General features: G+C 58.6%; 13 protein-coding genes and 1 tRNA gene. 5 read left to right on the forward strand and 9 right to left on the reverse strand.

Features of this window, described 5'->3' with window-relative positions; translation table 11 throughout:
* Positions 1 to 240: 240 nt before the first annotated feature.
* A complete protein-coding gene (gene rbsK, locus ABF824_RS12590; RefSeq protein ID WP_415489372.1) occupies positions 241 to 1,179 on the forward strand; it encodes a ribokinase in 939 nt (312 codons plus the stop codon).
* A gap of 25 nt (positions 1,180 to 1,204) precedes the next feature.
* Here the strand turns inward: rbsK and ABF824_RS12595 are convergent, their stop codons facing one another.
* The 8 genes from ABF824_RS12595 to ABF824_RS12630 form a co-directional block, all read right to left on the reverse strand.
* A complete protein-coding gene (locus tag ABF824_RS12595; RefSeq protein WP_415489373.1) occupies positions 1,205 to 1,816 on the reverse strand; it encodes a hypothetical protein in 612 nt (203 codons plus the stop codon).
* A 102-nt stretch (positions 1,817 to 1,918) separates the two neighbouring features.
* Positions 1,919 to 2,650 carry a copper resistance protein B gene (locus tag ABF824_RS12600; RefSeq protein WP_415489374.1) on the reverse strand — a complete coding sequence of 244 codons (732 nt, stop codon included), beginning with the start codon at positions 2,648 to 2,650 and terminating at the stop codon, positions 1,919 to 1,921.
* Positions 2,647 to 4,491 carry a copper resistance system multicopper oxidase gene (locus tag ABF824_RS12605; RefSeq protein WP_415489375.1) on the reverse strand — a complete coding sequence of 615 codons (1,845 nt, stop codon included), beginning with the start codon at positions 4,489 to 4,491 and terminating at the stop codon, positions 2,647 to 2,649. Before ABF824_RS12605 ends, ABF824_RS12600 begins: the two co-directional genes overlap by 4 nt.
* Positions 4,492 to 4,570: 79 nt before the next feature.
* The gene (locus ABF824_RS12610; protein WP_415489376.1) at positions 4,571 to 5,092 is read right to left on the reverse strand and encodes a hypothetical protein; all 522 of its coding nucleotides are present in this window, start codon (positions 5,090 to 5,092) and stop codon (positions 4,571 to 4,573) included.
* Positions 5,055 to 6,011 (reverse strand): HlyD family efflux transporter periplasmic adaptor subunit, encoded by a 957-nt coding sequence (locus tag ABF824_RS12615; protein ID WP_415489377.1) that lies wholly within the window; start codon positions 6,009 to 6,011, stop codon positions 5,055 to 5,057. Before ABF824_RS12615 ends, ABF824_RS12610 begins: the two co-directional genes overlap by 38 nt.
* Before the next feature lie 83 nt (positions 6,012 to 6,094).
* Positions 6,095 to 6,301, reverse strand: a complete 207-nt coding sequence (locus tag ABF824_RS12620) for a DUF1656 domain-containing protein (RefSeq protein ID WP_415489378.1) — start codon at positions 6,299 to 6,301, stop codon at positions 6,095 to 6,097.
* Positions 6,298 to 8,295, reverse strand: a complete 1,998-nt coding sequence (locus ABF824_RS12625) for an FUSC family protein (protein WP_415489379.1) — start codon at positions 8,293 to 8,295, stop codon at positions 6,298 to 6,300. Before ABF824_RS12625 ends, ABF824_RS12620 begins: the two co-directional genes overlap by 4 nt.
* 292 nt (positions 8,296 to 8,587) lie before the next feature.
* A complete protein-coding gene (locus tag ABF824_RS12630) occupies positions 8,588 to 9,754 on the reverse strand; it encodes a GNAT family N-acetyltransferase (RefSeq protein ID WP_415489380.1) in 1,167 nt (388 codons plus the stop codon).
* Positions 9,755 to 9,939: 185 nt separating this feature from the next.
* Here ABF824_RS12630 and ABF824_RS12635 point away from each other — a divergent pair, with 185 nt between their 5' ends.
* Positions 9,940 to 10,713 (forward strand): SDR family NAD(P)-dependent oxidoreductase, encoded by a 774-nt coding sequence (locus ABF824_RS12635; RefSeq protein ID WP_415489384.1) that lies wholly within the window; start codon positions 9,940 to 9,942, stop codon positions 10,711 to 10,713.
* 40 nt (positions 10,714 to 10,753) lie between these two features.
* The gene (locus ABF824_RS12640) at positions 10,754 to 11,731 is read left to right on the forward strand and encodes a glucokinase (RefSeq protein WP_415489381.1); all 978 of its coding nucleotides are present in this window, start codon (positions 10,754 to 10,756) and stop codon (positions 11,729 to 11,731) included.
* A 40-nt stretch (positions 11,732 to 11,771) separates the two neighbouring features.
* On the opposite strand, the gene ABF824_RS12645 is transcribed toward ABF824_RS12640, so the two are convergent.
* Positions 11,772 to 11,845 (reverse strand) — tRNA-Cys (locus ABF824_RS12645).
* A 239-nt stretch (positions 11,846 to 12,084) separates the two neighbouring features.
* On the opposite strand from ABF824_RS12645, the gene ABF824_RS12650 reads away from it, so the two are divergent.
* Positions 12,085 to 12,750: a protein-L-isoaspartate O-methyltransferase family protein gene (locus tag ABF824_RS12650; protein WP_415489382.1), complete on the forward strand. Its 666-nt coding sequence runs from the start codon at positions 12,085 to 12,087 to the stop codon at positions 12,748 to 12,750.
* Positions 12,751 to 12,899: 149 nt separating this feature from the next.
* A complete protein-coding gene (locus tag ABF824_RS12655; protein WP_415489383.1) occupies positions 12,900 to 14,351 on the forward strand; it encodes a TolC family outer membrane protein in 1,452 nt (483 codons plus the stop codon).
* The last annotated feature ends 143 nt before the right edge of the window (positions 14,352 to 14,494 follow it).

The following is a 14,494-nucleotide window of genomic DNA, read 5'->3' on the forward strand; positions in this document are numbered from 1 at the left end:
CAGATCAGAGCAAGGCAGATCAGAGCAAGGCAGATCAGAGCAAGGCAGATCAGAGCAAGGCAGATCAGAGATGTAATTCTGACCAGAAGAACACGAACAATCAAATAAACATTTCTATTTACAACGACAGAATACCAGAACAAAACAAATTAAAAAGCACATTTCACAAAACTCAAACGTCCATTCACTCCACTCCTGATTGCAGACAGCAACCTATCACGCAACCTTGAAAGAGCCCTCATGCCCTCCCCCCTCATCCTCTCCTTCGGCAGTGTGAACATCGACGTGACGGCACGCGGGAAGCGACTGCCCACACCGGGAGAGACGATTCACGCCGAAAGCTATGCGATCGGACTGGGCGGCAAAGGGGCGAATCAAGCGGCTGCGGCGGCAAGGCTGGGAGCTGGACGTGGGATGCGGTCGGCTCTCGTTGGTCGGATCGGAGCGGATACGTTCGGGAAACAGGCGCGAGAGGCATTACAGACATTTGGCGTCGATCTGACGGGTTTGCGGGAAGACGCTGAAAGCGCGACGGGGCTGGCTCTGATCGGAATTGATGCGGCGGCTGAAAACTGCATCACAGTGGTTGGTGGAGCCAATCTGTCTGTGGACGAAAGCGATGTTTCCCATGCGGAATCATTGTTTGCTGAAGCGTCAGTTTTACTGTTGCAACTCGAAGTGCCGGTGGCAGCCGTGCTGGCGGCAGCGCGACGCGGACGCGCGGCGGGTGCCAAGGTAATTCTTGATCCTGCACCAGCGCCTTCCTCCCCTCTCCCCGATGAACTCTGGCCACTCGTGGATGTCGTGACACCCAACGAGACCGAGACGGCGGCGCTCTGCGGCGTTCTGCCGATGACACAGGAAGATGCGGCGCGTGCGGCGTCATTACTGATGGTGCGCGGGGTAACAGCCGCTGTGGTGAAGATGGGAGCCCGCGGTGTCTGGTGGCAGTCAGCAGAGGGAAGCGGATTTGTGCCGCCTTTTCCGGTGCAGGCCATCGATACAGTGGCTGCGGGCGACTGCTTCAATGCTGGTCTCGCCGTGGCGCTGGCTGGCGGTGCCTCTCTCGGCGATGCGGTTCGCGCGGCGGCGGCCACTGGCGCATTGGCGGTGACAAAGCGGGGAGCCGCCGATGCGGCTCCCGAATGGTCAGAGGTGCAGGCATTACTCCAAGGATAAATCCCCTAGAGGCTGCTGGCCCCTCTTATTGACGTGTGATCACGGGTTTGGTGACATCCGTTGGTGCTGCCGTTGCAGTTCCTGTGGGCGTGGCGGTTGTTCCCACAGCTGGGGCTGCCGCTGTGCTCGCTGGAGGCAGAGCGTCGGGTTGCGGCTGTATGAAAGCCGAGATCCAGCCTTTCGGTTTTCTGGCAGATGGAACCCTGCGACGGATGCAGCCGCGAACAACGGTGGCGCAGACGCCATCTGTTCCAATCAGCATGTCATTGTCGCCGCTGTAATAGACGTCCTGCACCTTGCCATCGACAACACGAAAATCCGCCACACAACTCTTGCCGTCACCGCCCCCAATTTCGCTGAAGATGTTCTGCACCGACTGGACTGGAATGAGGGTCGATGTCGTCGCCGCAGCAATATTTCGACCGCGCTGGTATTCGTAAATCGTGGTGTGTTTGTCGAGCACTTTGGATTTGTCAGGAATGCCCGCGCAGGCCTGCATATCCACTTCCGTCATGCCGATCATGGTGGACTGGGCTTTGTGGGCAAGGTGGGAGGAGTAGTAGCCACATCCGGAAAGAAACGGGAGAAGACCCGCGAGAAAAGAATATTTCGCGCGCGACAGAACGGGACGACTCAAAGACAAACACACTCTCCGTTGCTAAAACGTGTCAATTCATGTCTGCCACTTACGGTCTCTCCACGCAAATGGGCGACGGCTCCAAGAGCCGCAGAGGAAGCATCAGAACCAGCCCCGGATGCCGAAAATGAAGTTGAAATGGCTGCCGGTTTCAGCGCGGTCGGCGCGCTGGACTCCATTGTAGAGGGCATTGGAATAAGTCACGCCGATATAAGGGGCGAGCTTTCTGTACCACTCGTAGCGAAGACGCAATCCGGCATCGACGTCTGACAACCCGCGTCCGGCCTCCCGGGCGCTGTCAGCGTTGGAATAGAAGTTGAGTTCCGCCTGTGGTTGGAGAATCAGACGGTTGGTGATGAGGATATCGTATGAGCCCTGCAACCTGCCCGCGACACCCCTGTCACTGAAATAGAATGTGCCTTCCACATCGAAGAAATAGAGGGCCAGTCCCTCCACGCCGATGGCGCCCCATGCGCGGGTGGGGCCATGATCGATGTCCAGTCGCACGCCAGTCTGCACGTCGAAATAGCGGGAGATGGCACGGTCGTAGAGGATTTCATGGTCGCCATCGCGGAAGCGCCCATCCACCCCGAGCGTGCCTTCAGATTTGACCCACAGCTTGTTGTAGTCCGTGCCGTACCAGCCCTGTCCGTCATAGCGGAACTGGCCGCCCTGCCCGCTGTAACGGGCCTCAAACTGTTCCAGCAGAGCGTGGAAATAGGCATGCTGATCCATGACGGGCATGATACCGTTCACATAGGAAACAGGTGTTGCAGCAGCCGTTTTCGAAACGACGCAGGCCAGTAGGCTGAAAAAGATGCGGGCGGTTTTCATGACACCACCACCGTCCGGAACATGCCGGTTTCCATGTGGTAGAGCAGATGACAGTGATAGGCCCATAGGCCCGGTTCATCGAAGGTGACGAGATAGCTCAGCCGTTCTCCGGGTTTGACGATGATTGTATGTTTGTAGGGACGATAATCGTCCTGCCCGTTCTCCAGTTCACTCCAGAAGCCATGAAGGTGGATGGGATGTTCCATCATCGTGTCGTTGATCAGCACGAAGCGGACACGTTCGTTGCGGACGAAGGTGAGCGCCTCCGCTTCAGAGAATTTCTTGCCGTCAAAGCCCCAGATGAACCGCTCCATGTTGCCGGTCAGGTGCAGGATGATCTCGCGTGACGGCGGGCGTGTTTCGGCCGCTGGCCTGAGAGCGCGCAGGTCTGTGTAACGCAAGGAGCGGCGACCATTGCCGTCAAGACCAGCTCCGGCTTCACCCAGACGATTTCTTGTCATGCTGGCGACGCTCTGCACCTCGACGCCCGGTTTGGGAACGACCTCTCTGGCGGGTTTCATGACCGTGGGCTTGGCACTGGTATGGGCCGAGGCGGACATGCCCGGCATATCGCTCATGTCCATATCGTCCATATCCATGTCACCCATATCCATATGACCCATTGCGGCGGCAGGATGTGGGGAGGACGTAACAGGAGTTGCCGCAGGCATGTTCATGTGATCCATGCCTTCATGACTCATGCCCATATCAACCATTGTCCGAAGCGGTCTCGGGTCCATTGGCGGTATTGGGCCGCGTTCCCCCTCCCGCGTGGCGAGAGTGCCCCGGGCATAGCCGGTCCGATCTTCGGACTGGACGAAAATGGTGTAGGGCCCCGAGCCATCAGGACGGACAAGCACATCATATGTTTCCGCCGTACCGATACGGAATTCATCGACGGAGACGGGTTCAACATCGTTTCCATCGGCTCCGATCACCTGCATCGTGAGACCGGGAATACGCACATCGAACAGGGTCATGGACGAGGCGTTGATGAACCGCAGACGCACGGTTTCACCCGGCTGAAAGAGCGCGCTCCAGCCTTCATCGGGTGCGCAGCCGTTCATCAGGTAAGTGTAAATGACACCTGAAACGTCCGAGATATCCGTAGGCGCCATATTCATGCGCCCCCACATCAGGCGGTCACGGATGGTGGGACCGAGGCCGTCGCGATGGGCGTCGTGGATGAATGTGCCGACGGTGCGCTGGCGGAAGTTGTAATAATCGCTGTTGAATTTGAGATTGGAGATGATGTCCATCGCATCGACCTCGGTCCAGTCGGAAAGCAGAACGACATAATCCCGATCGGCGCTGCAGGCCGGTTTTCCAGCAGGATCGATGACGAGAGCCCCATACAGGCCGCTCTGTTCCTGCCCTCCCGAATGGCTGTGATACCAGTAGGTTCCACTCTGCCTGACAGGGAAACGATAGGTGAAGCTTTCTCCTGCGGGAATCCCGGCAAAACTGAGCCCCGGCACGCCATCCATGTTGGCTGGCAATCGTATGCCATGCCAGTGGATCGAAGTTTTTTCATCCAGTCTGTTGGTAACGGTCAGAGCAACAGTATCGCCTTCCCGCCAGCGAAGCGTGGGCGCGGGCGTAGAACCGTTGATACCAACGGCTTTCGTGTGTCTGCCGCCGATCCGCACGGGCACATCCTCCACAGCAAGCGTATAGCTGGACGCAACAGATGGCAGCAGACCGGAAATGCCAGCGGTGGCATCGCCAGAAGCGCTGTAAGCCGGACGGGGCAGCAGTGCGCGGCAACCGAGCAATGCCGCGCCGGTCACAAAGCGACGGCGACCGAGACGCGCGCGCTTTGAAAGAGCGTGTGGGAACATGATGTGAGACCTGAAAGAGACCACGAGCGATGCCCCGCATGAAGCGGACCATCAGACACCGATCACCGTTGAAAACGGTTCAGAAAATCTCTCTGGGTGGAGGCAAAGCAGGCGGCGCAGTCAGTCCGGGCGGATGAAGGAAAGCCGCCCACGTGTAAGCATCTGTCTTCAAGAGGAGGGCCGTGCGCTCACGCGAGAAGGGCAGCGGCTCGGCGAGAACCGAACTTTCCCAACAGGTGCCCGGATGACAGCACTGCCCAGCCGCATCCGAGCCGCTGTACGCATGGCAACGATGCGAGTGGGCAACCGTCGCCTGATGGGACATGGCCATTTCGGACTGCGTGCCAGGCTGCATGCAATGTGCATGGTGAACCGATTGCGCATGGCTCGGCGTGAGGAACGCGAACGGCAGAAGGAACACCATCTGCATCAGCACGATGGCGAGCCATTTACCTCTCACTCTTTCCAGCGTCGGTCCTGTCAGCATCCCTGTCCCGCTTGAGGCTGCACTCTCCATGAAAGTAGCCATGCGCGGGAACGATAGCAATCCGTTTACGTCAGCCTTACCGGCGCGTGCCGCCTCCGATGTTGAAAAACGCATCGTGCAGACGCTCGAAAGCATCCTGCAAGGTATCGTGCGCACGGTGCCCCTTGCTGCCCACGATGGTCACGGTTGCCGTCATGCCCGCGGCCAGCGTGACGCTCTCAGGGACGCGGTCGATCTTCACACGGACCGGAATACGCTGGGCGAGCCGGACCCACGTGTAGACCGGGTCGACTGACGGCAGACCCTGCACGCCACTGCTGGCGTTGTCCGTGGCGATACCGCGGGTGATGCTGACGACATGGCCCTCAATGGGTTCATGGAAGCCCATCAGATCTACGCGCACGGCGTCTCCAATGTTGATGGAGCCGATTTTCGTTTCCTCGAAATAGCCGTCTACCCAGTATGAATTCTTGTCGATAACGGTGATGTTCGGCTTGCCTGCGGTGGCGAAGTCACCGACCCGCATGATGAGGTTGTTGACCGGGCCGGACACGGTGCTGCGGATATGGGTTCGTTCGAGATTGATCTTGGCCTGTGAAAGCTGGGCTAGCGCCTGAGCATATTGCGCACGCGCCACGGCGGCGGTCGCTTCATAGACCTGCTTTTCCTCATTCGATGCGGCGGCGTCACTCAGATGCTCGCGCCGGTTGTGCTGCGGGATCTTGAGGGCGAGGTCGGCTTTTCTCTGCTCCGCGACGGCAGTGGCCGTGGCGACCGCGACCTGAAAATCGAACGGATCGATGTCGTACAGCACATCCCCTGCCCGCACGAACTCGTTGTCATGGACATGGAGCGCGATGATCGGACCGGAGACACGAGGGGCGAGATTGACGGTCTGCACACGCACCTGTCCGTTTCGGGTCCACGGAGCGGAGGTGTAATAATCCCACAGAACGAAAGCGACGATGGCGGCAATGAGCAGGATGACGCCGGTTGTCGTGTATTGCAGGGCGCGGCGGGCTTTTTCAAACACAGTGAGAGTTCCCTTCTGCCGCGATGGACTGCCTGCTGGTTAGTCGTTTCATCGATCCGTCAAAGCTCCCGTTCTGCCCCGGCTCAAAGCAGTATTGTGTAGAGGCCGGTAAAAATGATGAGCATGCCGAACTCGGCCAGTGGCACGTTCCACATAAAGCGATCCAGCCGTGTCTTGGTCAGGATCGGTTTGACGATGAGCATGGTCAGCAGGCCGAGGCCGACATGCACGAGAAAGGACGACACCAGTAGGCCACCGATATCGATGACGGACTGAAGGGGCGCCTTCATAGGGCTCTCCATTGCATGCTGGGCACCGGCAGGATGTCATAGAGACCGATGGCGGACTTGTTGCGTTCGAGAAGCCGGATCGCACCCGCCATGCCGGACACGGCGGCCAGCACCGTCGCCATTTCACCATGCGGCAGATCATGCGACAGGAGCAGAAGCCGTTCGGCATGAATGGTCATACGGGTGACGGTTGAATCCACGTTGTAGACGATGGACGACCGCAGAGCGGCTTCGGCCTCCACGCGGACAGCCGGAATGGTGGCGGCGCGCTGAAGGTGGCGGCGTGCGCGAGCAAGAGCGGCATTGAGATCATCCAGTGCGGCAAAACGGTCGAACACGCGATCCTTCGACCGATTGCCGGGAAGATAGCTGTTCCAGAGACGCAGCTTGATCAGGCGGTCATAATGGCGGCTGATAAGCGCCGAGCCTTCCTGTTCACCATGCCCCTCGAACTGTCTGTGCAGATCATGACCGATGGCCATGGCCACGCGGAAGCGTCTCGTCCGCGCACTGGGCGGCAGAAGCAGCGTGAGGGCGATGAAGATCAGCACGCCAGCGAACAGGTACTGCTCGTCACGGGCGATAAAGGCCTGAAGATCGTAACTCTGCTCGTTGGCGACACCGAGGATGACGAAGAAGAATACGCCCGCGTTGAAGCCAATGGCGGAGGTTTTCGGGTTCAGGAGCAGCAGGCAGCCGCCGAAGATGACGGGCAGAACCATCAGAGCGAAAAACGGCATATCGGAGCCATGGGGCAGGATGCCGAAATTCAGGATGGCGGCGGTAAAAATGGCCAGCGGCATGCCGATGAGCGCGCCCATGCCGAAAGCCCGGACATCATAGGTTGTTGCCGCAAGAGTCAGGACGATGGCCACCTGAGAGAGTGCCGCATAGCTTTGTGGCAACCCGCTGAGAATGCAGAGGCCCGCAGCCACTGAATATCCCACAAGCGCCCGCAGTCCGTTGAGCAACGCCAGAATGACGTCCTGATGGGCAACGATTTTCAGATCCGGCGCCTTGGTCCGAGCCTTTACGCCGTTATGAACGCAATCGACGCCATCCGATGCCCATCGCCAGTAAGACAGAAGCGACATGACCCGCTCAATGAACCATGCTTCTTCAAGCGTGAGGCGCTTCTCATTCTCCGCCGCATCCTGATGGGCTTCATGGGCCAGATCTTCCAGATCTTCCACCGCAGCACGTGGGGATGCGATGGCCTCACCATTGCCGAACACGGCCCGAACACGCTGGACGACTTCGTCGGAAATGGAGCCGTATTCCAGTGCCATCGCGATGGCACGGCTACAGTTCAGCATTTCCAGAAGCGCCACCATCGCCGAGCGCGCGCCGGTCATGCGCAGGCGACCGTCGGCGATTTCGGTCCGGGCAAAGGAAACCTGAGACGTCAGGGCCATGACCTGTCCGGCAATACCGGCAAGGGCCGCCGGTTCCGGCACGGAATGTCCGGCCACGGCGTCCCGGGCGATGCGTCCCACCATCCCGACGATGGTATCCAGTCCGCTGGTAAGTTTTGCCCATGCGGTGGGTGAGCCGAACACATCGTTGATGGCTGCCGTCGCGGCGATGCCAATGACGATGGCGGAAACGCGGTTCACCGTCACTTCATAGACGTTCTGTGGTGCGTCGATACAACCTATGGTGATCAGAGCGACGGTATAGCCCGACAGCATGGCAGCATAAGCGCGGAAATCACGCTCCAGCGTTCCCATGATGCAGCACAGGGCGAGCCACAACCCGACGCCGCCGAGCAACAGCGCCCGGTCCTGACTGAAGCAGGATGTGAGAAAGAGGGCGATGAACGCGCCGACAAAGGTTCCGGCAAGCCTGTAGAGCGCTTTGGAGAGCATCTGGCCACGCAGGGGCTGGGCCAGAATCATGACTGTGACGGCGGCGGAGCCGGGCGAGGAAATCTGGAGCCAGAAGGCGGAGGCGAGAGCCAGCCAAACAGCCAGCCATGTTCTGAAGCAGAACATGAACCAGCCGGGCGGGAAGAACCCGCCGCGCAGGGTTGGCGCCCATATCAGCCTTTTTAGTGACCACCACGGCAGCTCAGTTTTCTTGTTAGCCGCCCCCACCCTGTGTTTTTTCCTCTCTTGTCACGGACTCAAAGAAGCATGAGATTTTTTTCAACCGTGAGAAGAAAGATTACAAATAACAAAACGTGGCGGTGCATGCGTCAGGCTCCGGCGAGATATTCGCCAGTCGCGCGACAGGATAGGGCGGGTAGCCTGTCAGGGGTTGTCGGTCTGTCCTCGCCTGACGTTTTCAGAGCGAGCGCGAGAAGACCCGGTGGCGCTTGGTCGGCGTCGGCACGATGCGCTCGATCAGACGGCGCATGGGCTGATTGGTTTCCAGCACCCAGCCCAGTTCGATCTGGCTGTAAGGCAGTTCATGCCCGCGGTTCATGAGTTCGGAAATGAGCAGTGCGGGCAGAATCGCGCCCAGCGCCGTGCCGGCAAGTCCCTTGCTTACGCCCAGCAGGATGACACGGGCAGAATGGAAATCATGGCGCAGGAGACGCAGGCCAAGTTTGGCCCAGCCGAGCGGTGACGGTGCACCGCCAAGGTCTCCGGCTACATCGAATACGTTCGGCACGACGAGCGCGACACCTGCCGGCTCGCCATTCTGTTCAACGAGAACGAAATGTTCTTCACGAAGAATCGGGCGGATCTCGTGGATCATCGCCTTCATTTCATCGTCGGTATAGGGGACAAACCCCCATGTGTCGCGCCATGTGTCGTTATACAGCGTGCGGAGGATCTCTCCATCACGGACTGTCTGCTTCGAATTGAGACGACGGACCGAGAGCGTTCCAAGACGCCCCTGCCCCACCTTGAGACCGTTCGGCACGACATGGGCGGCTTCGGCCTCGGGTCCCATTTCCATCAGGTAGGACAGGACATCCATCTTTTTCTCAAGACCGGCGGCTTCGATGGCCGGAGCGAGAAAGGTGGGATGCCACGGCATCATGATCATGGGCAGCGCATTCTGCCCCTCGATCATGGTGCCATATTCGCCGTTGCTGTTCAGCGTCCATGGACCAAGCATAGAAGTCTTGCCACGGGCACGAAGCCAGTCAGCAGCGGCTTCCAGCAAAGGGGCGACGACATCGGGAGAAGCAGCGTCAAGCGCGCCGAAGAATCCCATGTTCGGCGTCAGACCCGTCGCGGCGGAAACGTCCGTCAGCAGATGCTCGACCTGCGCCGAGATCCGTCCCACTGGCCGACCGTCTTTCCATGCGAGGAAATACTGCCCTTCGCCGTGCCGGTAGAAAGGAGAACGGCTTGGATCGAGGAGAGTTCTCTGCTCCATGTCGAGGGGCGGCATATACCCTTCCATCCCTGCGTAGAGCCTGCGCGGCAGCCGGATGAAGGTCGAAAGCTGCCGAAAGCCGTTAACCGGGGTGATGACAAGGCGCGCCGAGTGGGTCATGAACTCTCCCTGCAAACACGCGGTTTCGCGCGACACTGTGGATAGACGCACCCGCGACCGGTGCATGAGGGGCATAGGACATAGCGTTGAACAATTCCGCTGCCAATCTGAAACGGCACGACCGAGTCCTGCATCGTGTCTTTTTCTTTCTTTCCGATGTTATTTTCAGACGTCCCTCACGAGCCATGCCAACAGGGAATGTCCTCATTACGGGTGCCTCGGGAGGCATCGGGCAGTCACTGGCTCTCCATTACGCTGAACCCGGTCGCACACTGGTCCTCTGGGGCCGAAATGTGCAGCGGCTTGAGGATACGGCGCGTCTGTGTCGCGATCGTGGGGCGCATGTCGTGACGCGGGAAATTGATCTGGCGGACGGAAAAGCCTCCCTTGCAGCGTTGCGGACAGACGATGGCACCGTGCCGTTGCAGACGGTCATTCTGTGTGCCGGTCTGTCCGACATGAAAAAAGTGTCAGAAAAAGTCGAACAGGCCGAAATGGTGCTGGAACTCGGCTTGGTGAACTATGCAACCCCTGCCGCGCTGACGATGGCGGCAGCCGAGCGCATGCAGGCGCGTGGTGGTGGGGCGATTGCGCTGATCGGCTCAGTCGCGGCGTTCCACGATCTGCCGTTTGCCGCAGGCTATGGTGGTTCGAAGGCGGGTCTTGCGCGGTTCGCAAGCTCGGCACGCATTGCGCTCGCACCGCTTGGTGTTCATGTCAGCCTTATCGCGCCGGGTTTCGTGGATACCGCGATGAGTCAACGGATTGTCGGCCCCCGTCCCTTTCTGGTCACACCGGATCAGGCGGCACGTCATATCATTGCCGCAATTGCAAAGGATCGGGCTGAAGTTATTTTCCCGTGGCCTTTCCGGGTTTTGCGACTGATCGACAGGCTGACACCCCGGCCTTTGCGTGAAGCAATCATGTCAAGGGTCAACGCGGACCAGAAACCACGCTAAACCAGCCTGTGTCGCTGTCGGATCGAAAAAGTGGAGCATCATGGAAGAAGTTGTCATTGCCGATATTGGCGGAACGCATGCACGCTTCGCTTTGGCCCGTGTTGAGAACGGATGCGTTTGCAGCGTTGACGCTCCTCATATCGTCAACGTGGCCGACCACGACACGCTGGCGAGCGCCTGGCAACATTTCCGCCAGCATGTAGGGCGCGCGCTCCCCCGAAAAGTAGCGCTCGCCGTAGCCTGTCCCGTTCAGGGCGACGTGCTTGTCATGGCCAACAACCCGTGGGTCATCGTCCGGCGTGAACTTCCCGAGCAACTCGACATTGATGACTTCCTGCTGCTGAACGACTTCGAAGCCGTGGCCCATGCTGTCGCGCATCTCGACACCAGTCATCACCCCTATCTGTGCGGACCGGATCGCCCGCTGCCAACGGAAGGCACCATTCTCACCATCGGGCCGGGCACAGGTCTCGGCATGGCGATCATTATTCGTAACGGCGATGAGTTAATGATTCGTGGAGCGGAGGGAGGTCATATCGGCTTCAGCCCCTCCAACGATTTTGAAGACCGCCTCATGCTGCGCCTGCGCGCCATTCATGGCCGCGTCTCTGCTGAGCGCGTCATCTCTGGCCCGGGCATCATCCCCATCTGTGCTCAACTGGCAGAGGACGTCGGTGAGACGGCCCGGACTCTAAACGACAAGGAAATCTGGACGCTGGCGCTCGGAGGGCATGACCGAATCGCGCTTCAGGCGATGACACGATTCTGCCAGGCCCTCGGCTCGTTCGCAGGAGATATGGCGCTGGCGCATGGAGCCAACGGAATTGTTATCGCTGGCGGCCTCGGGAAGCGTCTGATGGACATCCTGCCAACGTCGGATTTCGCCTCCCGTTTTGTCGCCAAGGGACGTTTCGAGACCCTGATGCGCAACATTCCTGTGCGCATGATAGAGCACCCGGAACCGGGCCTGTTTGGCGCGGCTTTTGCTCTGGCAAGGTATATTCAAAGGGGTAAATGACCGACAGGATCGGCTGCTGCTTCCGTTTTATGGAAGCAACTGGAGGTCCGGGCGGGAATCGAACCCACGTTCGCGGATTTGCAGTCCGCTGCATCACCATTCTGCCACCGGACCCTGTCGGGTGGCGCTATATTCCTTAGGTGGCGGCGCAGGTCAAGTCATTGATGACGCTGTTTTGGTCATCCTGAAGGTTGACGTCTGGCTCAATCCTGAGTTTTCCATGATACTGACTTATTGGTCCGGTTAAATTCTCTCCTGTTCCGGACGGCTGATATTTTGCGGGATGCCCCATGACCCAGATTGCAGAGCAGATTCGGACCCCGGTAAATGCGGCAGAGGGATACATACCGACTGTGAGTTCAGTTTCCGATTTTGATGACGCCCGACTGCGGATGGTCAACGATCAGGTTCGCCCCATGGAAGTGAACGACCCGCGCGTGGTCACCGCTATGCGTGAACTGCGTCGGGAGGATGCCGTTCCGGACGAACAGAAACCTTTCGCTTATGCTGACCGCACGCTGCCGCTTGGACATGGGCGTTATCTTCTACAGCCGATGGTCACGGCGCGACTGGTTCAGATGATGCAGGTGGAACCCGGCCAACGCGTGCTCGTCGTTGGAGCCGCCACGGGCTATCTGGCTTCCGTCATCGCCCGCCTCGACGCAGAAGTCTTTGCTCTTGAGGAAAATGACGCACTGAGCGCACTAGGCAAGGCCTATACGTCCAGCAACGCGCCTGACATCGTGTGGCGCAAGGGCGCTCTGGCGAATGGCGACAGTGAAGATGCACCATTTGATCTCATTGTCTTTGCCGGAGCCATTTCCGAGATCCCGCAGTTCTGCACCGCACAGATGGCACCGAAAGGACGTGTGGCAGGTATAATGCGTCCGGAAAACGGAACATCCTCGGCGTTTCTGGCGGAAGCGGAAGAATCGGGTGGATGGTCCGTGCGCTTTTTCTTTGATGCCGCCGCGCCATTTTTGTCTGCGTTCGAAAAAACTGCCGCTTTTGCTCTCTGATTTTCCATTATTTCGGCCTAATCCTGCTGTAACGGGTTGCCTGACAATCTCCCGTTAAGCTTGCCAGTGGAAAATAGATCACTGGCATGGCATAGATTTTTTAAACCGCCTTGGTTATGGCGAAAGCGGGCAGCAAAGAGAGACGTTAGATGAGACATTCCTGTGGCCTGGGGTTGGGACTGGCAGCGTTCCTGTACAGTTCGACGGCTCTTGCCCAGAAATATGATGGGAGCGGACAGCCGAGTTTTATCCCGCATACGCTTCAGGAAGCACTGTCCGCTGCTTATCTGACCAACCCCACGCTGCAGGAAGAACGTGCAACGCTGCGGGCAACGGACGAAAATGTTCCGACAGCTCTCGCTGGCTGGCATCCGACCATCAAAGGTTCTTTCAATCCCAGCTATTACAATGGTTCGAACAACTACACAGGTAACGACGACCCGAGACAGGGCAGTGTCGAAAGCGCCTATATCCGCCGTTACAACACGTTCGGTTATCAGGCTCAGGTCAGTATCACGCAGCCGATCTATTCCGGCGGCAAGACAACGGCCCAGACCCATCAGGCTGTAAACAAGGTGATGGCTGAACGGGCGAAGCTCATTTCCACGGAACAACAGGTCTTCATGGATGTCGTGAACGCCTATGTCGGCGTGATCGAGGATGAGCAGCTTCTTCAGCTCAACATCAACAACGAACATGTTCTTCAGGAACAGCTGCGCGCGACGAACGAGCGTTTTCATGTCGGAGAAATTACCCGGACGGACGTAGCGCAGGCAGAGTCGGCCTATGCCAGCGCCAAGGCCACGCGACAGCAGTCCGAGGGCACGCTTCAGACCGCACAGGCAACCTACATGCAGGTTGTGGGCATGGCGCCGCCGCCAAATTTGGTCCCTCCCCAGCCACTAGTCCTGCCGGTGAAGAGTGAAACCGAAGCTGTGGCAATGGCTGTCAGAAACAATCCGGACGTGATCAACGCCCTGTTTACTGAAGCGTCGCAGAAGGACTCAGTTGCAGTAGCGATGGCTGCGTTGATGCCAACGGTTTCGGCAACTGGCGCCTACATGAAGTCGGTCAACCAGGAACTCAGCAATCAGATCAATCAGGATAAATACGCCACACTGAACGTCAATGTGCCGATCTATCAGGGTGGTGGAGAGTATGCTGGTATCCGGCAGGCGAAACAGCAGGCGATCGCAGCATCCAAGGAAGTAGACACGCAGCGCCGAAAGGCGGCTCAGGCGGCGGCCTCCAACTGGCAGCGTCTGATCGCCTATAAAGCCGCGATCGAGAGCAACCACGCCGCCATCAGGGCTGGCACGGTCGCATTGGATGGTGTGGAACGTCAGGCCATTGTGGGAACCAGCACAACACTGGAAGTGCTGCAGCAGCAGAGCACCCTTTTGCAGGCTCAGGTGGCTCTGGTGCAGAGTTTGAGCAACATGGTGACCGCCTCTTATAACGTGGCGGAAGCTATTGGTCGTCTGACAGCACTTGATCTTCACCTCAACGTACCTCTCTATAATGAGAAGGCTTACTATGACGCGGTCAAGGATCGGCTGTGGGGCATCAACGACTACGCTCTCGACCAGCCGGGACGGTAAGCGCCGCGTGAAGAGGTTTATTTTATGACAGACGAAAACGGCGCATCCTCGGGCGACGGTTCGATCAACACGGTTCTTTCTTCCATCCGCCGCATTTTGCAGGAAGGAAAGGAAGCGCAGGCACAGGCTGCACCCATAACGCC

Origin of the sequence: Acetobacter sp., from assembly GCF_047721705.1 — a bacterium.
Taxonomy (GTDB): Bacteria; Pseudomonadota; Alphaproteobacteria; order Acetobacterales; family Acetobacteraceae; genus Acetobacter.